This window comes from Nocardioides scoriae (assembly GCF_900104965.1).
GTDB classification, from domain to species: Bacteria; Actinomycetota; Actinomycetes; order Propionibacteriales; family Nocardioidaceae; genus Marmoricola; species Marmoricola scoriae.
The window spans coordinates 515788-536210 of record NZ_LT629757.1 but is presented as its reverse complement, the minus strand read 5'-3'; the positions used below and the strand labels follow the sequence as shown (position 1 = coordinate 536210).

The 20423-nt window shown below is 73.9% G+C and carries 19 protein-coding genes, 1 tRNA gene and 1 other RNA gene; 7 read left to right on the top strand and 14 right to left on the bottom strand.

Going from position 1 to position 20423, the window contains the following annotated elements; genetic code table 11:
• Window positions 1–166 precede the first annotated feature (166 nt).
• A complete protein-coding gene (locus BLU55_RS02555) occupies window positions 167–1303 on the bottom strand; it encodes a DUF3500 domain-containing protein (RefSeq protein WP_172833853.1) in 1137 nt (378 codons plus the stop codon).
• 48 nt (window positions 1304–1351) lie between these two features.
• Here BLU55_RS02555 and BLU55_RS02550 point away from each other — a divergent pair, with 48 nt between their 5' ends.
• From BLU55_RS02550 to BLU55_RS02540, 3 genes are read left to right on the top strand one after another with little or no spacing between them, the layout of a single operon-like run.
• Window positions 1352–1672 carry a putative quinol monooxygenase gene (locus tag BLU55_RS02550; RefSeq protein WP_172833852.1) on the top strand — a complete coding sequence of 107 codons (321 nt, stop codon included), beginning with the start codon at window positions 1352–1354 and terminating at the stop codon, window positions 1670–1672.
• Between the two features lie 34 nt (window positions 1673–1706).
• Window positions 1707–2198, top strand: a complete 492-nt coding sequence (locus BLU55_RS02545) for a nucleoside deaminase (protein WP_091725669.1) — start codon at window positions 1707–1709, stop codon at window positions 2196–2198.
• A gap of 1 nt (window position 2199) precedes the next feature.
• Entirely contained in the window at window positions 2200–3117 is a 918-nt protein-coding gene (locus BLU55_RS02540; RefSeq protein WP_091725667.1) for a TIGR03619 family F420-dependent LLM class oxidoreductase, read from the top strand.
• Here BLU55_RS02540 and BLU55_RS02535 read toward each other — a convergent pair.
• Together BLU55_RS02535 and BLU55_RS02530 are read right to left on the bottom strand one after the other, a co-directional pair.
• Window positions 3114–4100 (bottom strand): LLM class flavin-dependent oxidoreductase, encoded by a 987-nt coding sequence (locus BLU55_RS02535; protein WP_091725665.1) that lies wholly within the window; start codon window positions 4098–4100, stop codon window positions 3114–3116. The genes BLU55_RS02540 and BLU55_RS02535 overlap by 4 nt on opposite strands.
• Before the next feature lie 110 nt (window positions 4101–4210).
• Complete coding sequence (locus BLU55_RS02530) at window positions 4211–5743, bottom strand: AMP-binding protein (RefSeq protein ID WP_197681077.1); 1533 nt, start codon at window positions 5741–5743, stop codon at window positions 4211–4213.
• 123 nt (window positions 5744–5866) lie between these two features.
• On the opposite strand from BLU55_RS02530, the gene BLU55_RS02525 reads away from it, so the two are divergent.
• Both BLU55_RS02525 and BLU55_RS02520 read left to right on the top strand, forming a co-directional pair.
• Window positions 5867–6295: a PNPOx family protein gene (locus BLU55_RS02525; protein WP_157682694.1), complete on the top strand. Its 429-nt coding sequence runs from the start codon at window positions 5867–5869 to the stop codon at window positions 6293–6295.
• Between the two features lie 26 nt (window positions 6296–6321).
• Window positions 6322–7311 carry a catalase family peroxidase gene (locus tag BLU55_RS02520; protein ID WP_091725661.1) on the top strand — a complete coding sequence of 330 codons (990 nt, stop codon included), beginning with the start codon at window positions 6322–6324 and terminating at the stop codon, window positions 7309–7311.
• Window positions 7312–7342: 31 nt separating this feature from the next.
• On the opposite strand, the gene rnpB is transcribed toward BLU55_RS02520, so the two are convergent.
• Window positions 7343–7730: RNase P RNA component class A (gene rnpB / locus BLU55_RS02515), an RNA gene on the bottom strand.
• A 136-nt stretch (window positions 7731–7866) separates the two neighbouring features.
• Between rnpB and BLU55_RS02510 the strand changes: the two genes are divergently transcribed.
• A complete protein-coding gene (locus BLU55_RS02510; protein WP_091725660.1) occupies window positions 7867–9717 on the top strand; it encodes a sensor histidine kinase in 1851 nt (616 codons plus the stop codon).
• Here BLU55_RS02510 and BLU55_RS02505 read toward each other — a convergent pair.
• The gene (locus BLU55_RS02505) at window positions 9714–11156 is read right to left on the bottom strand and encodes an RNB domain-containing ribonuclease (protein ID WP_231917011.1); all 1443 of its coding nucleotides are present in this window, start codon (window positions 11154–11156) and stop codon (window positions 9714–9716) included. The genes BLU55_RS02510 and BLU55_RS02505 overlap by 4 nt on opposite strands.
• A 118-nt stretch (window positions 11157–11274) precedes the next feature.
• Between BLU55_RS02505 and yaaA the strand changes: the two genes are divergently transcribed.
• Window positions 11275–12054 (top strand): peroxide stress protein YaaA, encoded by a 780-nt coding sequence (gene yaaA / locus BLU55_RS02500; RefSeq protein WP_091725654.1) that lies wholly within the window; start codon window positions 11275–11277, stop codon window positions 12052–12054.
• 609 nt (window positions 12055–12663) lie between these two features.
• Here the strand turns inward: yaaA and BLU55_RS02495 are convergent.
• From BLU55_RS02495 to BLU55_RS02450, 9 genes are all read right to left on the bottom strand, one after another.
• Complete coding sequence (locus BLU55_RS02495; protein ID WP_172833832.1) at window positions 12664–13362, bottom strand: histidine phosphatase family protein; 699 nt, start codon at window positions 13360–13362, stop codon at window positions 12664–12666.
• Window positions 13359–14132, bottom strand: coding sequence for a zinc ribbon domain-containing protein (locus tag BLU55_RS02490; RefSeq protein ID WP_091725652.1), 774 nt, complete (start codon window positions 14130–14132; stop codon window positions 13359–13361). Before BLU55_RS02490 ends, BLU55_RS02495 begins: the two co-directional genes overlap by 4 nt.
• Window positions 14129–15010 carry a Nif3-like dinuclear metal center hexameric protein gene (locus BLU55_RS02485; RefSeq protein WP_091725649.1) on the bottom strand — a complete coding sequence of 294 codons (882 nt, stop codon included), beginning with the start codon at window positions 15008–15010 and terminating at the stop codon, window positions 14129–14131. Before BLU55_RS02485 ends, BLU55_RS02490 begins: the two co-directional genes overlap by 4 nt.
• A gap of 32 nt (window positions 15011–15042) precedes the next feature.
• Entirely contained in the window at window positions 15043–15558 is a 516-nt protein-coding gene (locus BLU55_RS02480) for an NUDIX domain-containing protein (RefSeq protein WP_091725646.1), read from the bottom strand.
• A 4-nt stretch (window positions 15559–15562) separates the two neighbouring features.
• On the bottom strand, window positions 15563–17086 hold the full coding sequence (locus BLU55_RS02475) for an AMP-binding protein (RefSeq protein ID WP_231917010.1): 1524 nt from the start codon (window positions 17084–17086) through the stop codon (window positions 15563–15565).
• Window positions 17087–17463: 377 nt separating this feature from the next.
• Window positions 17464–17799: a hypothetical protein gene (locus BLU55_RS02465; protein ID WP_157682692.1), complete on the bottom strand. Its 336-nt coding sequence runs from the start codon at window positions 17797–17799 to the stop codon at window positions 17464–17466.
• A 166-nt stretch (window positions 17800–17965) separates the two neighbouring features.
• Window positions 17966–18037, bottom strand: a tRNA-Val gene (locus tag BLU55_RS02460).
• 188 nt (window positions 18038–18225) lie between these two features.
• The gene (locus tag BLU55_RS02455; RefSeq protein WP_091725636.1) at window positions 18226–18687 is read right to left on the bottom strand and encodes a peroxiredoxin; all 462 of its coding nucleotides are present in this window, start codon (window positions 18685–18687) and stop codon (window positions 18226–18228) included.
• A 55-nt stretch (window positions 18688–18742) separates the two neighbouring features.
• Window positions 18743–20422, bottom strand: a complete 1680-nt coding sequence (locus BLU55_RS02450; protein WP_091725634.1) for an AMP-binding protein — start codon at window positions 20420–20422, stop codon at window positions 18743–18745.
• Window position 20423 lies beyond the last annotated feature (1 nt).

Here is a 20423-nt window from a genome sequence, read left to right as displayed (position 1 = left end):
ACGACGAACCGCGAGCACGACCTCGGTCCGGGAGGCTCCCCCAGCGGATCCACCGCCCGGGGTGCGGGCGGTACGGCGGGTCACCCCTCCGGGTCCGCCACCGGCACGACCGGCGGCTCCTCCGCCCCGTCGTGATGGACCGAGGGGTGACCCGGCCACACCCCCGTCAGTGGTGCTGCGTGCGGTGCCGCGCGAGCACGTCGAGGCCGAAGTCGGCCTCCGGGTCGCGCCACACCGAGTGCGCGTGGTTGGCCCCGCGCTGGGTGTTGTCCCACTCGACGAGCAGGCGCGGCCCCTGCAGCCGGTAGTAGTGCGGCTCCCCCGGCGCCGTCGGTCCCGCCCACGCGAAGTGGACGGCGTCCAGCGCGCGGTCGTCGTACGACGGCAGCGGCGAGATCCCCTCGGGCACCCGGTCGAGGTAGGTGCCGAGCAGGGCGTGCAGCAGCTCGCGCTGCGAGGCGTCGAGCAGGTGGCCGGCCACCCCCTTGGGGGCCTGGGTGTACTCCACCGCCCGGTGGTCCTCGGGGGTGTACGCCGCGGCCTCGTCGATGCGGTCGCTGAGCGCCTGCAGCTTGGCCTGCTCGTCGTCGTCGGGGAAGCGCTCGTCGCGCCAGATGCCGGCCAGCGGGATCACCTGGTCGCCCTCGGAGACGACCGTGCGGTTGGCGGTGACGAAGTCCGAGGGCGCCGTGCCGAGCAGCACCGCCTGGGCGGCCAGCTCGGGCGGGAGCGAGCGCACCAGCTCGCGGCCGAGGTCCTCCACGCGGGCCAGCGGCCGGTTCAGGGCCCCGCCGAGCAGGGGCGAGGACGCCGGGTCGGCGCCCATGAAGCACGGCGTCGTCGAGACCAGCTCGCCGCCGACGACCAGGTTGTTGAGCGAGACGTGGTGGCCGCCGAAGCGCCAGCCCCACGGCCGCTCGCCGCCGGGCTCGCCGAACACGCGCAGGTAGTAGAGCCCCGGGTCGCGTCCCCGCTCGCGGTCGAAGCGGGTCGTGAAGCCCTCGACCCGGTCGAGCACGTTCTCCAGGCCCATCGTGGTGGCGACCGTGACGTAGCCGGCCATCGACAGGCCGGTCGCCACCAGGCGCATCGCCGCCCGCTGCTGGGCGGGCCGCTGGTCGTGGACGGTGAGGCCGCCGTGGTCGGTGGGGGTGTAGAACCAGCGGCGCCGCTCGGCGTCCTCCGGGGCGTCGTACGACGGTCCGGCGCCGTGGGCCGCGGTCCGCTGGTCCTCGGCCAGGGACCCGAGCCAGGCACTCGCGGCCTCGGCCATCTCGTCGGCGATCTGGTGACGGGGATTCATGGGCGCTAGCCTCGCCGACGACCCCCACCTCGTCCACAGGAGGACCCCGTGAGCACACCCACCGACGACAACCGCGACCTGCTGACCGTCATCGCCTACATGCGGGCTGCGGAGGGGAAGACCGAGGAGCTCAAGGCCGCGCTGGAGGCGCTGATCGAGCCGACCAGCCAGGAGGACGGCTACGTCAACTACGACCTGCACCAGGGCGTGGAGGACCCGAGCTTCTTCACCTTCTACGAGAACTGGCACTCCGGGGAGCACCTCGACGCCCACCTCGCCGCACCGCACCTGGTCGACTTCGCGAGCCGAATGGGCGACCTGCTCGACGCCGACGGCCTGACCGTCAACCGGGTCCGCCGCATCGCCTGACCCCGGTCTCCCGCCGGGTGCCTAGGCTCGGCGCATGAGCGAGCACACCCCCTCGGCCCGGCACACCCAGCGGGCCGTCGACCTGGCCCTGTCCAACGTCGGGGCCGGCGGCAAGCCGTTCGCCTGCGTGGTCGTCGAGCGAGCCACCGGCGAGGTCGTCCACGAGGCCACCAACCAGGTCGCGCAGAGCGGCGACGTGTCGGCCCACGCCGAGATCACGGCGATCCGCGAGCTGGCCGCCGGTGGTCGCACCAGCCTCGAGGGCTGCGACGTCTACGTCACGGCCTACCCCTGTCCGATGTGCCTCGGCGCGCTCTACTACGCCGCGCCGGAGGCGGTCCACTTCGCCGCGACCCGCGAGCAGGAGGGCGAGCACTACGAGGACGGCGGCCGCTACATGACGCTGGCGACCTTCTACGACGAGGTCGCGGCGCCGGTGGACCGGCAGCGGTTGCCGCTGGCCCAGGTCGGGGTGGACGACCCGACCGAGCCGTTCCGCCGCTGGACCGAGCGGCACGTGGACTGAGGTGGCGACCGCGGTGCCGCTCGGCTTCGGGCTCCCCGTCTCGGGCAGCTGGGCCACCCCCGCCGCGATGGTCCACGTCGCCCGGCGGGCCGAGGAGCTCGGCTACAGCTCGCTGTGGAGCTTCCAGCGGGTGCTCTACCCGGCCGAGGGCAGCCTCGACCCGGCGTGGGACGACGCCCACAACCCGGCGAAGCGGAGCGCGCGCGACGCGTCGTACCAGCAGGTCCACGAGCCGCTGCTGGCCCTGGCGCACGTCGCGTCGCACACCGAGCGGATCCGGCTCGGCACGGCGACGATCTGCGCGCCGTTCACCCCGCCGGCCCTGCTGGCCAAGTCGGTCGTGACGATGGACCACCTCAGCGGGGGGCGGTTCACGCTCGGCGTCGGCATCGGCTGGATGCCGCACGAGTACGCCGCCGCGGGCGTGCCGCACGAGCGGCGCGGCGCCCGGATGGAGGAGTACCTGCGCTGCCTCGACGCGCTGCTGACGCAGGACCCGGTCGAGTTCGCCGGGGAGTTCTACAGCGTGCCGCCCTCGCAGACGGGGCCGCGGCCGGTGCAGTCGCCCCGGCCGCCCGTGCTGGTCGGCGGCACGGCGCCGGCCGCGCTGCGCCGGGCGGGCCGGCTGGCCGACGGCTGGATCCCGAGCACCCGGCAGTCCCTCGACGAGGTCGCCGAGGGCGCGGCGGTCGTGCGGGACGGCGCCGCGGAAGCCGGCCGCGACCCCGACGCCGTGCAGGTGCTGCTGCGGGTGGTCGTGCAGCCCGACGACGACCTCGCGCGGGTGCGCACCGAGCTGCAGGGGCTGGCGGCGCACGGCGTGACCGAGGCCTTCGTCGACCTCAACTTCGCCCGCGACACCACTGCGGCCAGGGCCGAGCGCGTGCTCGACGCGCTGGCCCCGACCGCCGGCGACTAGATCGCGTCGACCTTCGGCATGATGTCGTTCTTGAGCCGCTTCAGGTCGTCGAGGGTCTTGGAGACCGGCACGTCGGCGAAGGGCGGCCAGATCAGCGGCATGTGCATGCCCGCCTCGGCGTAGCTCTTGAGCCGGTCGGTGATCTGCTGCTCGGTGCCCACGAGCAGGTTGGTCAGCTTGTGGTTGTCGGTCTGGTCGACCTCGGTGTCGGTGATGGTGAACCAGATCATCGAGCACATCTCGACGTCCTCGATGTTGCCGCCGAGCGGCTCGAGCTCGTCGCCGATGGCCTTGCGCCAGCTGGCCAGCTCGGTCGGGGTGTCCTGGATGCCGATCCAGCCCTTGAGGCCGTACTTGGAGATCCGGCGGGCCGAGCGGCGCGGGTCCTTGAGGCCGCTGAAGTAGATCGGCGGGCCGGGCTTCTGGACGGGGTTGTGGCCGAAGCCGGAGGGGCCGAAGTCGGCGAACTCGCCGTGGTACTCGAAGGTCTCGTTGGCCCAGATCCCCTGGCAGATCTCGATGGTCTCGCGGACGTGGCCGTGGCGGCGCGGGAACAGGTGGGTGGCGCTGGAGGCGGCGAACTCCTCGGGCATCCAGCCGGCACCCAGGCCGACGTTGAGGCGTCCCTCGGACAGGTGGTCGATGGTGGCGCACTCGGCGGCGAAGACACCCGGCGAGCGGTACGGCGTGTCGGTGATGCTCATGCCGATGCGCACCTTCGAGGTGCGGGCCGCCAGCCACGGCAGGAGCGGCCACCCCTGGAACCACTTGCCCTTCGAGGAGACCGGCATCTGCAGGGGGAACTGGTCCATCATCCCGAAGGGGTACTCCAGCTCGCCCCGGTCCGAGGACTCCGGGACGATGATGCGGTCCAGCGTCCACACGGAGTCGAACTCGAGGTCCTCCGCCAGGTCGGTGAGGTCCGCGAGCTCCTGCACGGTGACGTGTTCGCGGAACGTCGGAAGGTAGAGGGCGAGCTTCATCGGGCGCCTCCAGGCGAGTGCGGGGTGAGCCGGCTGCGCCACCCCTTCGGGTGTGACGTACCTAACAACGCGGGACCCCGACTTTTCAATGGCCTGCCCGCGCCCTCGCCCTAGCCCTCCTCGGCCAGCTGCGCACGGAGCTCGCGCTTGACGACCTTGCCGTAGTTGTTGGTCGGCAGCGCGTCGACGAAGCGGTAGTCCTTGGGCCGCTTGAAGCGCGCGATCCGCTCGGTGCAGGCACGGTCGAGCTGCTCCACCGTGGGCTCCTCGCCGTCGGCGGCGACGACGAACGCCACCACCGCCTCGCCCCACTCCTCGTCGTGGCGGCCCACGACCGCGACGGCCTGCACCCCTGGGTGGTGCAGCAGCGCCTCCTCCACCTCGCGCGGGTAGATGTTCATGCCGCCGCTGATGATGAGGTCCTTGGACCGGTCGCGCAGCGTGAGGTAGCCGTCGTCGTCGAAGCTGCCGAGGTCACCGCTGTGCAGCCAGCCGTCGCGCAGGGTCTCGGCCGTGGCCTCGGGCTGGCCCCAGTAGCCGGCCATCACGACGTCGCCGCGCACCACCACCTCCCCGACCTCGCCGGGGGGCAGTGCCCGACCGGTGTCGTCGACCACCCGGACCTCGACGTCGGTGCGTGGCGAGCCGACGCCCTGCATCCGGTCGCGCCACCGGGGATGGTCGCGCTCGGCGTGGTCGGCCCGCGAGAGCCCGGTGATGGTCATCGGGGTCTCCCCCTGCCCGTAGATCTGGGCCAGCCGGTCACCGAACACCTCGAGCGCCTGCTCCAGGTCGGCGAGGTACATCGGGGCGCCGCCGTAGACGACCGTCCCGAGGTCGCCGAGGTCGGCTGCGGCCAGTGCGGGGTCGGACGCCAGGCGCCGGACCATCAGGGGCGCGGCGAAGAACGACATCCCCGGCCAGCGCCGCGCCAGCGCGAGCAGCGTCGCGCCGTCGAAGGCGCCGGGCTCGGGCAGCACGCTGACGGCGCCCTTGGCGACGTGGGGCAGGCCGTAGAGGCCGGAGCCGTGGGACAGCGGCGCGGCGTGCACGATGCTCTGGTCCGCCCGCACCTCGTCGACGTCGGCGAAGTAGCTCAGCGAGGCCATCAGCAGGTTGCGGTGGGTGAGCGTCGCGCCCTTGGGACGCCCCGTGGTGCCGCTCGTGTAGAAGAGCCACGCGGGGTCCTCGGGCCCCCGGTCGACGAGCTCGAGCGGGGTCGCGGCGAGCAGCCGGTCCCAGTCCTCCCCGGGCGCCCGCACCACCGAGCGCAGCGACGCCACCGAGCCGAGCAGCGGCTCGACGTCGTCGAGGTGCTCCTCGTCGGTGACGACGGCCCGCGCGCCGCTGTCCTCGAGGACGTAGGAGATCTCGTCGCGGTGCAGGCGCGCGTTGACGGGCACGGCCACCAGCCCCGCGTGCCACGCGGCGTACTGGGCGACGAGGTACTCCGGCCGGTTGCGCATCACCAGGGCCAGCCGGTCACCGGGCTCCAGGCCCAGCTCGGACCGCAGCCCGCCCGCGAGGGCGGCGACGCGGGCGGCGAGCTCGCCCCAGGTCGCGACCAGCCGCTCGCCCTCGGCGACGGCCGGACGCTCGCGCAGCCGCCGTCCGTTGCGCTCCACCCACGACGCCAGGTTCACGACGACCACCTCTCGACCCATCGGCGTGCAGCAGGCTAGACGGACGAGGCCTGGTGTGACGAGGGCCACACGTGAGAACGTCTGGCGATCCGGACCCCCCGTCCCCGAACCGGGAGCCACGCTGTGAAGCTCGACGCCGACGAGGCCCGCACCCGCCTGGCCGCCCACGTCCACGGGGTGCTCAGCACCCTGCACCCCGAGCGCGGGCCCGACCCGCAGCCCGTCGTGTACGCCGTGAGCGAGGACGGCCACGTCGGCGTGCCGATCGACAAGGTCAAGCCCAAGGCGTCGTCCCGGCTGCAGCGCGAGAAGAACCTCGACGCCGACCCGCGCGGCGCGCTGCTGGTCGAGCACTGGGACGCCCAGGACTGGTCGCGGCTGTGGTGGGTGCGCGCCGACCTGGAGCACGTCGCCGACCCGTCGCAGGAGCTGCTCGAGGAGCTCGGGGCCCGTCTCGCCGGGACCGTCCCGCAGTACGCCGACCGGCCGTTCCACCGGGTGCTGGTCTGCCGGATCACGCGGACCACGGGCTGGGCCGCGAGCGAGGACTGACAGCGCCACCGACCGAGGGAGGACCCATGACCAGCACCCACCCGACAGGGCACACCGCCCCCGCCCCCGACCCCGACCGGACCGGCAACGCCCACCGGCAGCGGCTGGCCCAGGAGCTCGTCGAGACCGTCGTCACCGTGCTCGGGTCCCCCGAGGGGCAGCGAGCCACCCACCACAAGGGCATCGTCCTCGGCGGCACCTTCACCGCGACGCCGCGGGCCCGCGAGCTGAGCCGGGCCGCGCACCTCCAGGGCGACCCGGTGCCGGTCACGGCACGCTTCTCCAACGGCTTCCCCAGCGTCGAGGGCCGCGACTCCACCTTCGGCGACCCGCGCGGCATGGCGGTGAAGTTCTACCTGCCCGACGGGCGCACCACCGACCTGGTCGCGCAGGACTGGCCGGTCTTCCCGGCCGGCACGCCCGAGGACTTCCGCGACCTGCTGCTCGCCCAGCACGCCGGCCCCGAGGCGACCGAGCGCTTCCTCGCGGAGCACCCCGACGTCGCCGCGGCGGGCGAGGTCGTCGCCACGGTCGGCGCACCTCCGCTCAGCTGGGCGACGGTGGCCTTCAACGGGCTCAACGCCTTCCGCCTCGTCGACGCCGACGGCCACGGCCAATGGGTGCGCTGGCGCCTGGAGCCCGTGGCCGGGGAGCACGCCCTGCCGGAGGACGAGTGGGAGACCGCCGACCGCGACTACCTCATGGACGGCGTCGTGGACGAGCTGCCCGTGCGCCACCGGCTGCTCGCCCAGCTCGCCGCGCCCGACGACCAGACGGTCGACGCGAGCCGCGCCTGGCCCGCCGACCGGCCCTGGGTCGACCTCGGGCTGGTCGAGCTGACGGAGGTCGACGAGACGCGCGAGCTCGACGGCCAGGTGCTCGTCCACGACCCGATGCGCCTGGTCGACGGCATCGAGCCCTCCGACGACCCCATCCTGCGGATCCGCCCCCACGTGTACGCCGCCTCGGTGACCCGTCGCAGCGGCGTCCCCTGCCCGGCCCACCTGAGGGCCTGAGGGTGCTCCCGGGCGACCGGGACCCGGGGTGCGGACGGGCTGGCTCGTAGGCCGGGTTCTGTTCGCCGGGTGTCCTCGCGGACGCCCGGTTGGCGACCATCCATCTCGGGGTGCCGTTGCCGACACCCTCCAGCGACCTACCCGCGAGCTCGGACGGACCGCCCTCGAACGCTCGCTGTTCGGTCTTGCTCCAGGTGGGGTTTACCGAGCCGCGACGGTCGCCCGCCGCGCTGGTGGTCTCTTGCACCACCGTTTCACCCTTGCCGCTCCCGGCGAGCCGGGAGTGGCGGTCTGTTCTCTGTGGCACTGTCCCGCGGGTCGCCCCGGGTGGGCGTTACCCACCACCTCGTCCTGTGGAGCCCGGACCTTCCTCGACGCACGGGGTCTCCCCCGCCCGACGCGGTCGCCCGGCCAGCCCGTCCGCGGAGCCAGGATAGGCCACGGGGAGGGACGTGGCGGACAAGCGCCAATCAGTTCACATCTGTACCTTTTGCACAGATTTAAACAACCTGTGGAACCCGGGCGCCCTACCATCGTCACAGGGGGTTGACCACGATGACGACGACCGACTTCGCCACGGCGCACGGCACTGCTGCGGTGACCGCGGAGCTGCTGGGCCCGGACGCGCTGCTGGAGAACCTCCAGCTGATCGCGGACGGGGTCGTCGCTGTCGCCGGGTTCGCGGTCGCCGCCATCCGGATCCGCCGCGGGGACCACCTCGTCCTCGTCGTCGACACGGGGATGCCCGAGGAGATCGGCACCCGGATCCCGGTGCAGCTGATGACCGACGAGCTGCTGCTGGCCGACGACTGGGGCGGGCTGCAGTTCGTCCCCCACGAGCGCGGCTCCAGCCCCGACGAGGGCGGCTGGGTGGTGCCCGACGTGGTGGTCAGCGACGCCCCCGACGCCTGGCACCCGCTCGACATGCTCGTCGCCCCGCTGTACGACGACCAGGGCGTCCTGCGCGGCACCCTCGCCTTCGACGAGCCGGTCGACGGCCGCCGGCCGGACGCCGTGCGTCGCCGCACGCTGGAGCGCTTCGCCGGGCTGGCCAGCCGCGCCGTGCTGTCGGCCGTCGAGCGCGAGACCTTCCTCGAGCAGGTCGCGATGGCCGACACGGTCAAGGAGATCGTGCGCACCACCAGCGCCCAGCTCAGCCTCGAGGGCCTGATCCAGGAGAGCAAGCGCACCCTGCTCGACGGCTTCGACGCCCAGCAGGTGTGGATCAAGGCCATCGTCGAGGACGGTCGCGCCGGTGGGGAGTTCCTGCCCGACGACCTCACCACCGCCCTGCCGCCCGCGATCGTGGCCTTCGCCCAGGAGGCCGCGCGGTTCTGCTGGCGCCAGCAGTCGGTGATGACGGTGGGGGCCCACCTGCCCCGGCCCCCGCACATGGACCCCGAGCACCTCGAGCACGTGCTCACCCTGCTCGCCGGCATCGACATGGCCTCGCTGGTCTTCGTGCCGCTCGGCGCGGGGCCCGAGTGCCTGGGCAGCCTGGTGCTGATGCGATCCGACGCCCGTCGGGTCTGGAGCGCCGTGGAGTGCGCCGCCCTGCTGGACATCGGCCACGACCTCGGTCGCGCCACCCTCAACGCCCGCACCTTCGAGCGCGAGCACGCCCTGGTGGCGGAGCTGCAGGCGCTCGACACCTACAAGAGCCAGCTCATCGCCACGGTCTCCCACGAGCTCAAGAGCCCGCTGACCACCGTGCGCGGCCACCTCGAGATGCTCCAGACCGGGGAGGTCGAGATCGGCGACGAGGCCCACGCCTCGCTCACCGCGATCGGCCGCGCCTCGCAGCGGATGTCGCGCGTCATCGAGGACCTGCTGCTGCTGCGGCAGGTGGGCGAGAGCGCCGCCCCGCTGGACCCCGGCCCCGTCGCCGTCGACGAGCTGGTCGAGGACGCCCTGGCGATGTCGGCCCTGGCGATCCGCACCAAGAGGCTGCACGTCGACCTCCAGGCCCCCGAGCGTCCCGTCGTGGCCCTGGGCGAGCACGACGAGCTGGCGACGGTGATGCACAACCTGGTCAGCAACGCCGTGAAGTACACCCCCAGCGGTCGCGCGGTCGACGTGCGCCTGACCTACGCCGACGACGGCACCGACGAGGTCGTGGTGGTGGTGCACGACGAGGGGCTCGGCATCTCCGCGGAGGACCAGGAGCGGCTGTTCACGGAGTTCTTCCGCTCCACCAACCCCGAGGCCGTCGAGCAGCCCGGCACCGGCCTGGGCCTGGCCATCGTGAAGCGGATCGTCGAGCGCCACCACGGCAGCATCGCCGTCACCTCCGAGCTGGGCCGCGGCAGCACCTTCACCATCCGGCTGCCCGGTGCGCCGCCGCACAGCTCCGCGCGCGCGGCCGACGCGCCGCTCCCGCTCGAGCTCCCGGCGCAGCCCGCCTAGACCTCGAAGGCGACCTTGCGGGTCGCCGGGTCCGCCTGGGTCAGCCGCACCCGCACCTCGTCGCCCACCGGCAGCGGGGCCTGGGAGCCCACCCGGGCCTCGACCGCCGGGTCGCGCAGCATCACGGTGCCCTTGCGGGGGTTGTCCTCGGAGGCCTCGAGCACCACGGCGTCGAACTGCTCCCCGACCCGGTCCGCCAGCGCCAGCGCCTCGGCCAGGTCGAGGAGCGCGCGCTCGTAGGCACCCGCCCGCCGACCCGAGTCGCGCATCAGCTCCGGCAGCCGGGGCAGCCCCTCGCGGACCCAGGCCGGCACCGCGGTGCCCGCGTCCAGCGCCGCGCAGACCTCGAGGCCGTAGCGGTCGACGAGGCGCCGCAGCGGCGCCGTCACGTGGGCGTACGACGACGCCAGCGCCGCGTGCTGGCTCTGCTCCGGCACCGTGCCGTCGAACACGGCGTACCCCGCCCCGCGGAGCAGCGTCGTCGCGGCCACCACCATCGCGGCGTGGGCGGGCACGGTCGGGTCGAGCGAGCGCACGAGGTCGGGGTGGGACAGCCCCGCCGGCCACTCGATGCCCAGGGCGCGCGCCGTGCGCCGCAGCCGCCGCACCGCGTCGTCGGGCGCGGGCGGCAGCGTGCGCAGCACGCCGATCCTCCCCGCCAGCATCTTCTCGGCGGCCGCGAAGCCGGTGAGCAGCGAGACCTGCGCGTTCCAGCTCTCGACGGGCAGCATCTCGCGGTACTCCAGGTGCCAGCGGCCGTCGCGCTCCTCCAGCTCCTGCGACGGCATCGGCAGCGAGATCCCGCCGCGGGCCGCCTCCTGGGCGAGCCGCAGCTCGCCCACGGTGCGCAGCAGCGCCAGGGTGCTGCCGGGGTCGGCCCCCTCGACCTGCGGCTGCACCGACGCGTAGTCGAGCTGCGCGGTCGAGCGGACCCGCGCACGCTCCACGTGGGCCGCGGTCGTGCGGCCCTCGGCGTCGAGGCGGACCGTCCACACGAACGCCGGGCGCACCTGGTCGGGCAGCAGCGAGGCCGCACCCTCGCTGAGCACGGGCGGGTGCAGCGGGATCTTGCGGTCGGCGCCGTAGAGCGACTCGCCCCGCTGGTGGGCCTCGACGTCGACCGGGTCGCCCGGGGCGACGAAGGCCACCACGTCGGCGATCGCGTAGTGCACCACGAAGCCGTCGCCGTCGCGCTCGAGGTGCATCGCCTGGTCGAGGTCGCGCGCGCCGGGAGGGTCGATCGTGACGAACGGCAGGTCGGTGCGGTCGGCGTCGGGCAGCCGGGGCGCCGCGGCGTCCCGCTCGGCCGCCTGCTGCACCTCCGGGGAGAACCCGTCGGGCAGCTGCTGCTCGACGCGGATCGTCTCCAGTCCGCGCGCCAGCTCCTCGTGCGCCACGCCCTGCTCCGCGGCCCTGGCCCGGATCACCCGAGTGCCCACGCTGCTCCCCCTCCGCCGGCCCGACGCGGGCCGGGGTCGATGACTGCCGGTCGTCCGGCGCGACGCCGTCCGTCGACCGCACGCTACGCCCCGACGGGGCGCCGCCTACCCTGGCGCCGTGCTCGTGCTGCTGCCGCCCTCCGAGGGCAAGGCCGTCCCCCGACGGGGTCGCCCCCTCGACCTCGCGACGCTGTCGTTCCCGGCGCTCGCCCCGGCGCGGTCCGAGGTGCTCGCCGCGCTCGCCCGGCTGTGCCAGGGAGACCCCGACCGGGCGGCCGAGGTGCTGGGCCTGGGCCCGACCCAAGCCGACGACGTGCGCCGCAACGCCTCGCTCGAGACCGCCCCCACCGCCCGGGCCGACGCGATCTACACCGGCGTGCTCTACGACCACCTCGACCTCGCCGGCCTCGACGCTGCCGCCCGTCGCCGCGCCACCCGCCAGGTGGTGGTGACCTCGTCGCTGTTCGGCCTGCTGCGACCGGGCGACCGCGTCCCGTCGTACCGCCTCTCGGGGACCGTGCGCCTGCCCGACCTCGGCCCCGTCGCCGCCCACTGGCGCGGCGTGCTCGACCCCGTGGCCCGCGAGGCCGCGGGCAGCGGGCTGGTCGTCGACCTGCGCTCGGGCACCTACGCCGCGTTCTGGAAGCCCGAGCCCGACCTCGCCGACCGCGTCGCCACCGTCCGCGTGCTCCACGAGTCGCAGGGCAGGCGCTCGGTCGTCAGCCACTTCAACAAGGCCACCAAGGGCCGCCTGGTCCGCGCCCTGCTCGAGGACGGCGCCCACCCCCGCACACCCGCCGCCCTCGCCCGCGACCTCGAGCGCCTCGGCTGGACCGTCGAGGTCGCCGCCCCCGACCGCCACGGCACCCGCCTCGACGTCGTCGTCACCGAGGTCTGAGCGCCGAGCGGGCGATCGTCGTACGCCGGGGACCGCCGAGCGGGCGATCGTCGTACGCCGGGGAGCGCCGAGCGGGCGGTTGTCGTACGCCGGGGAGCGCCGAGCGGGCGATCGTCGTACGCCGGGGCCGATCGTCAGCGGGGCCTACGAGACCTACCGCCAGACCGGTCGCGGGGGCGCACGACCGTCACGATCCCGGAGGGACCCGCGACGTCCTGATCCGGATGGACTGCGTCGGCTCGGGGCGACTCGAGGTGTCGCTGCGGCGTGGCACCGGGAGCGTGCCCTGCACGGGGACCACGCACCCCTGCGGCGTGGTCATCCTGGGCGCGGGCCGGGCCACGACGGGGGACCGGCCGTCCGACCTGGTGGTGCGCACCGAGGCCGGCCAGCTGGTCCGTCGCCGTCGACGCGTCACCCTCCCGGTCGGGGGACGACGGCTGAGGACGCCTCGGGCGGACCGGGATCGCCCGCTCGGCGTTCCCGGCCGTGCTGCAAACGCCCGCTCGCCGTCGTACGCCGTGCTGCAACCGCCCGTTCGCCGTCGTACGGCGTGCCGCAAACGCCCGCTCGCCGTCCTACGCCGTGCCGCAACCGCCCGCTCGGGGGTCAGCCGAAGACGTGGGTGGGGCGGCCGTTGAAGAGGCGCAGGTTGGCGGCGGGGGTGCCGTCGGGGCCGGTGAAGTAGGAGACCACCGTGACCGAGGCCGGGCCGAGCTCCATCTTGTAGACGGCCTCGAGCGAGGCGCCGAGGGCGTCGGCGACGATCACCTTGATGGGGGTCACGTGGCTGACGGCGACCACCGTGCGCCCGGCGTACGCCGCCAGCAGCCGGTCGCGGCCCTCGAGCACCCGCTGCTGCACCTGGCGCATCGACTCGCCGCCGTGGGGGGCGGAATCGAGATCGCCGAGCCAGGCGGTCAGGTCGTCGGGGAAGCGCTCGCGCACGTCGGCGAAGCTGAGGCCGTCCCAGCTGCCGAACTCCATCTCGGCGATGCCGGGCTCGATGTCGACGTCGTGCCCGAGGTGCTCGGCGAGGATCTCCGCCGTCTCGTGCGTGCGGCGCACCGGGCTGGCCACCAGCGCGTCGAGGTCGTCCTTGAGCGGCGCCAGCCACTCCCCCGTGGCCCGGGCCTGCGCGCGGCCGGTGTCGTTGAGCGGCGGGTTGCTGCTGGCCAGACCGCCGGAGAACAGCTTGCCGAGGGTGTGGTCGGTGACGCCGTGCCGCACCAGGACCAGGGTGGTCGGCGGCTCGCCGCCGGGGCCCCACCCGCGCGAGGGCGCGGGCCGGGCGGGCTGGGAGGTCACCGGCCGGTGTCGCCGGACCCGGGCTGGGCCAGGCCGGACTCGGGGGTGCGCACCAGGATCCGGTCGCACTCCTCGCAGCGAACCACCGTGTCGGGCGGCGTCCGGGCGATGACGCCGAGGTCCGAGGCGTTGAGGGTGAGCCGGCAACCACCGCACTCGCGGCGGCGCAGCGGGGCGGCACCGACGCCGCCCTTGTTGGCGCGCAGCTTCTCGTAGAGTGCGACCAGGTCCTCGGGCAGGCCCTCGGCCGCCGCCTCGCGGTCGCGCACGACCGCGGCGAGCTGGACGTCAAGGTCGGAGGTGGTCGTCATGACGGTGGTCCGGAGGTCCTCGCCGTGCGCCTCGAGGCTGGCCAGCTGCGCCTCCCGCTCGGTCAGCGCCGTCTCGGCGGTCTCGAGCCGCTCCATGACCTCGAGCTCGACGTCCTCGAGGTCGCCGATGCGGCGGTGGAGCGACTGCAGCTCGCCGAGCATCCGCTCCAGGGCCTTGGGGTCCTTGATCTGGCCGGCGTCGACCATGCCCTGGTCGCGGGTCCGGCGGGTCTTGACCTGCTCGACGTCGCGGTCGGCCTGCTTCTGCTCGCGGGTGAGGTCGGCGACCTCGATGCGCAGGTCGCGCACCTCGTTGCTCAGCTGGGTGCGCTGGGCGGCCAACTCCCGCAGCTGCTGGGCCTCGGGCACCGAGCCGATCCGGTGGCGCAGCGTGTCGGCCCGGGAGTCGAGCTCCTGGACGTCGAGCAGCCGGAGCTGGACGGACGGGTCGGCTCTCACCGGTGGGTCTCCTGGGGGTCGACGATCGGTTCGTCAGCGGGCTCGGCGGCCCGGAAGGTCCACGGGTCGGTGCGCACCTCGCTGAGAAGGACCTCCACCGTATCCCCCCACCGCTCCAGCAGCCGCTCCCGGATGACCGGCAGCCAGGTGCTCTCGGCCGCCCAGTGCGCCACGTCGACCAGCGCCGGGGCACCCGCCCCTCCAGGAGCGTCGTGCTCGCGCAGCTCGGAGGCGGGGTGGTGGCGCAGGTCGGAGGTCAGGTAGACGTCGACGCCCTCCTCGCGGGCCCGGTCGAGCAGGAAGTCCCCGGCCCCGCCGCACAGCCCCACCCGGCTCACCACCCGGTCCGGGTCGCCGGCCACCCGGACGCCGTGGGCGGTCGCGGGCAGCACCCGCGCCACGTGCTCGGCGAAGGCCCGCAGCGACACCGGCTCCGGCAGCCGCCCGAGACGTCCCGACCCCCGGGTGGGGTCGTCCGGCTCCGCCTCCAGGGGGCGTACGTCGGTCAGCCCGATCGCCAACGCCAGCGACTCCGACACGCCGCCCACCGGGGAGTCGGCGTTGGTGTGCGCGGCCATCAGCCCGCAGCCGGCGCGCACCAGCCGGTGCACGACGCGGCCCTTGGGGTCGGTCGCGGCGACGCCGTGGACGCCCGAGAGCAGCAGCGGGTGGTGGGTCAGCACCAGCTGGACGTCGCGGGCGACCGCCTCCTCGGCGACGGCCAGCACGGGGTCGACGGCCAGCAGCACGCGCCGCACCGGCTCGGCGGGGTCGCCGCAGACCAGGCCGACGGCGTCCCAGGAGTCGGCGTGGTGGGGCGGGTACCACGCGTCGAGCTGCGCGGCCACCTCCCCGAGGGTCGGCGCGGGCTCGGTCATGCAGCGGAGGGTAGCGGCTGGCCCGGACGGCCTCAGCCGGTCGTGCCCCGCTGGTCCCAGTCGTCGTGCTGCGCCGCGCCGGCGTCCCACTCGGCGGCGGCCCCGGCCCACCGGCTGCTGCTGACGCCGTCGCGCAGGATCACGGCGTGGTCGAAGGCCAGCTCCTCGGCCTCGGGACCGAGCACGTCGCGCACGGCCACCCAGGCGGCGTGCTCGGCGTCGGGACCCGGCTGCGGGTCGACGTCGCGGTCGAGCTCGGCGAGGTGGGCCACGCTGACGATGCGGCGGCGCGGGTCGCGGTGCGGGGCGCCGTACGTCCCGATCTGCACGAGCTCGTCGGGGTGCAGCGCGATCCCGGTCTCGACGTGGAGCTCGCGGGCGGCTGCCGGCGCGAGGTCCTCGTCGACCTCGAGGAAGCCACCGGGCAGCGCCCAGCGACCGGCGTACGGCGCCCGGGCGCGCCGCACCAGCAGCACGTGCAGCACGCCCTCGAGGCCGGTCAGGGCGACGACGTCGACCGAGACCTCGATGCGCGGGTAGGTGGGCACCGGCTCAGTTCACCTGCCGCTCGCGGCCCTCCCAGTAGGGCTGGCGGAGCTTGAACTTCTGCAGCTTCCCCGTGGCCGTGCGCGCGAGCACCTCCCGGAACTCGACCGACGAGGGCGCCTTGTAGCGCGCGACCTTGCTCTTGACGTAGTCGATGAGCTCCTGCTCGGTCAGCTCCGAGCCCTCGGTGCGGACCACGAGGGCCTTGATGGTCTCGCCCCACTTGTCGTCGGGCACGCCGATGACGGCGACCTCCGCGACGTCGGGGTGGGAGAAGATCGCGTCCTCGACCTCGATCGAGGAGACGTTCTCGCCGCCGGTGATGATGACGTCCTTCTTGCGGTCCGAGATCGTCAGGTAGCCGTCGTCGCCGATGACGCCACCGTCGCCGGTGTGGAACCAGCCGTCGGCCAGGGCTGCCGCGCTCTCCTCGGGCTGCTCCCAGTAGCCCTCGAGGACGACGTTGGAGCGGGCCAGCACCTCGCCCGACTCCGACACCTTCAGGGTGCAGCCCAGGGCCGGCTGGCCCTGGCGCACCAGCTTGGCGGCCCGCTCGGCGGGGGCGAGGTCGTCCCACTCGGCCCGGCTGCGGTTGACGGTGAGCAGCGGCGAGGTCTCGGTGAGGCCGTAGATCTGGATGAACTCCCAGCCCAGCTCCTCCTCGACCCGCGCCACGGTGCGGCTCGGAGGTGGCGCGCCGGCGACGATGATGCGCACCCGGTCGCGACCGGGGACCTCGCCCTCCCAGGTCTCGGCGGCCTCCAGCACGGCCGCCACCACCGCGGGGGCGGCGCACATCACGGTCACCCCGTGCCGCTCGACGCGGCGCAGGATCTCGGCGCCGTCGATCTTGCGGATCACGACGTGCCTGACCCCGAGCCCGGTCATCGCGAACGGCATCCCCCAGCCGTTGGCGTGGAACATCGGCAGCGTGTGGAGGTAGACGTCGCGATCGGTGGCGCCCACGTGGAGCGCGAAGGTGGTGGCGTTGGTCCAGATGTTGCGGTGGGTGATCTGCACGCCCTTGGGGCGGGCCGTGGTGCCGGAGGTGTAGTTGATGGTGGCGGTGGCGTTCTCGTCGTGCTCCCACGGCTGCGGGTCGACGCCCTCGGCGTACATGTCCGCGTCGTCGCCGATGACGAACTTCATCTCGCACGAGACGTCGGCCAGGGCCTCGCTCAGCTCGGGGTCGACGTAGAGGACCCGCGCGCCGGAGTGCGCGACGATGTAGGCGACCTCCTCGACGGAGAGCCGGAAGTTGATCGGCACCAGGACGCGGCCGTGGCCCGCGACGCCGAAGAAGGCCGTGAGCAGCCGGGCGCTGTTGTGGGAGACGTAGGCGACGCGGTCGCCGAACCCGACGCCGAGCTCGTCGAGCTTGGCCGCCTGGGCGCGCGCCAGCTCGCCCATCCGGGCGTAGCTCACCTCGCCCAGGCTCTCGGCCGGCTGCGACGGCTCGTCGACGACCCCGGTGCGGTCGGCGTACACGGCCAGCGCGCGGTCGAGGAAATCGGCGGCTGAGAACGGCACGATCACGGTGTGACTCCCCTCACGGACGGAACTGGCCACACCCTAGCCACGCCCGCACACATCCGCTCCGGTCCGAGGGCGCGCACGGCCCCGGTCCCGGCGCCCGACACGTCGGCGTGCCCGCGGCGCCGCGTCGGTTCCTGCCGGGCGGTCAGGCCCCGATGCCGTCCCCGCCGGTGGGCTCGTTGGCCGCGGCGCGGTCCTGGTCGGCGCCACCCTCCAGACGACCCTCGCAACCGGGGGTCGTACAGGCGTGGACCATCTCCTCGCCCGGGCCGGGGCGCGGGTCGTCGTGGGAGTCGACCAGCGCGAGGGGACCACCGCAGACGGGACAGGTGCGTTCGCTCATGGCGCTCCCGTACCCCCTGGTGTGCGAGTCAGCCCGCGACGGGCAGGCTCGCGCTGGCGGGGGTCGCCCGGCCGTCGTCGACGAGCCGCACGTTGCGCACCGCCACCTCGTCGGGGTCGGCGGCGAGCAGGCCCGTGCCGCTGTAGCCCGCGCAGCTGTCGATGAACCGCGTCAGGGACAGGCAGTAGTCCGAGTGCAACCGGGGTCCGCGACGCCAGCCCAGGAAGCCGCGGCGGGAGTCGGGGCAGGTGGTCACGCCGCACAGCGCGTCGCGCCGGGCCCGGGCGTCCAGGGCCCGGCGCGCCGCACGGGCGAGGTTCTGGGGCGTCGCCGCCACTCCCGGGTTGATCGCGCCCGACGTCATGCTCTCCCCCACCCCACGTGCCGTTGGTCCCAGAATATCCGGGTACGCCGCTTCGCACCGGCGACTCGACCAAGTCGCCGATCCCCGTCCTCCGCCAGCCGAGGACACCGGGTGAGGACGCCGGCCGAGGACGCCCGCCGGGGACGGGTCGGCGGCTGCGGCAGGGTGGGCGCAGAGGGGATCGAACCCCCGACCACCTCGTTGTAAGCGAGGGGCTCTACCGCTGAGCTATGCGCCCGTCGCGCCGGCTCGAGAAGGGCACTGGCGCGGGCTCACCCTACGGGAGCGGTCCGGGCGCGGACCAACCGTGCCGGGAAAGCAGAAGTCGCGCCGCTGGCGTCTCGGGTCACCAGCGGCGCGACAAGAGCAATCTAGCCCGGCGGAAGTCCGCCATCCAAGCGAATGGATGAAACTGGTACTTCCGAACTAGACCAGAGCTGCCAGCTGGCGGGCGTGCTCGTCGAGGTCGCGGGCGCGGCCGAGCGGGTGGTGCACCGACCACCGGACGACGCCCTCCCGGTCGATGACGAACGACGACCTCGTGGCGCTGCCCGTGCGCTGGTCGAAGACGCCGTAGGACGACGCGACGGCGCCGTGCGGCCAGAAGTCGCTGAGCATCGGGAAGAAGATGCCGTCGCGGTCGGCCATCGCCCGCTGGGCGTAGATCGGGTCGCAGCTCAGCGTCAGCACGGTCGAGGCGGCGGTCTCGAAGTCGCCGAGCCGGTCGCGCAGACCCGTCAGCTCGCCGGTGCACACGCCGCTGAAGGCGTAGGGGTAGAACACCAGCAGGACGGCCTTGTCGCGCCCCACCTCGGACAGCGTGACGTCCTGACCGTGCTGGTCCGTCAGCGTGAAGTCGGGGGCCGGCGAGCCGTTGGGCAGGGTCATGGCGACATCGTGCCAGCCGGGACCGACGCCCCGGCCGACACCCCGACCCGACCGCTCAGGAGGCGGACTGCTCGTCTGCCGGCTCGTCCTGCTCCCGGCCGCCGTCACCGTCGACGTCGTGCTCCTTGAGGTCCTTCTTGAGGATCTTGCCGGTGGCGTTGCGCGGCAGCTCGTCGAGGAAGACGATCTCGCGCGGCACCTTGTAGCGCGCCAGGTTGTCCTTGACGTGCGCCTTGAGGGTCTCCTCGTCGACGTCGCCGCTGGTGACGACGAAGGCCCGCAGCCGCGTGCCGTAGTCGTCGTCGTCGACGCCGATGGCCGCCACCTCCTGCACCGCCTCGTGGCGCGCCAGGCAGTCCTCGACCTCCTGCGGGAAGACGTTCTCGCCGCCCGAGACGATCATCTCGTCGTCGCGGCCGTCGACGAACAGCCGACCCTGGTCGTCGAAGCGACCGACGTCGCCGCTCGACATCAGGCCGTCGATCATGTCCTTCTTCTCGTCGGTGTCGCCGGTGTAGCCACCGAAGAGCATGGTGTTGCCGACGAAGATCCGGCCCGACTCGCCCTGCGGGACCGGCTGGCCGTCCTGGTCGTAGATCTTCACGACCGTGTTGTACGGCGGCTTGCCGGCCGTCCCGGGGGCGTCGCGCATGTCCTGCGGCTGGGCGATCGTGGCCCACGCGACCTCGGTCGAGCCGTAGGTGTTGTAGAGGTTCTCCCCGAACGCGTCCATCCAGTCGGTCGCCAGGTCACCCGGCAGCGCCGAGCCGGACGCCGCGACGACCTGGAGGAACGACCAGTCGCCGCTGCGCTCCCCGGGGTCGAGCTTCATGATGCGCTGCATCATCACGGGGATCACGACCATCGCGTCGCACTCGTGCTCGCGCAGCGTGGCCAGGCAGTCGGCGGGGTCGAACCTGCGGCGCAGCACGAGCGTGGAGCCGAGCAGCATCGCGAGGTTGAGGTGGGCCCAGCCCCACGTGTGGAACAGCGGGGCCGCGATGTAGGTGCGGCCGCCGGTGCGCAGCGGCATCCGCGAGAGCAGCGCGACCGCGCCGTCGAGGCCGGTCTCGTCGCGCGGGGCGCCCTTCGGGGTGCCGGTGGTGCCCGAGGTGAGGATCACGGGGCGGGTGGTGTGGCCCGGCACCGCGACCGGATCGGCCCCGCCCTCGGCGATGAGGTCCTCGACCAGCACGACGTCGCGGCCGGACGCGGGCTCGCCGTCGTGCCAGGCGACCACGCGGGTCAGGTCGGTGCCGGACGCGTCGACGAGGTCGGTGAACTCCTCGTCGTGGACGATCGCGACGGGCTTCTCGCGCCGGCAGACCTCGCCGAGCTGGGGCGCGGAGAAGGCGGTGTTGAGGTAGAGGATGTCCGCACCGAGCTTGGACAGCGCCGTCGAGACGTCGACGAAGTAGCGGTGGTTGCGGCACAGCACCGCGACGCTGTCGCCCTCCGAGACGCCGATGCCGTGCAGGCCGTGGGCGAGCCGGTCGGCGCGCTCGTCGACCTCGCGCCAGGTGAGCTCGCCGAGCTCGTCGACCAGGCCGAGGCCGTCGGGGTCACGCACCGCCAGGGCGTGCATGCCGCCGGCGAAGCCGATGCCGCGCTGGTGCAGCGTGGTGGCGATGCCGGCCAGGGTGCGCGGGCCGTAGGGGCGGATCACCCCGCTCGCCGCCATCACCTTGACCATCCGGGCATGACGCAGCGCCTGCGTGCCGAGCTGTCGGAACATC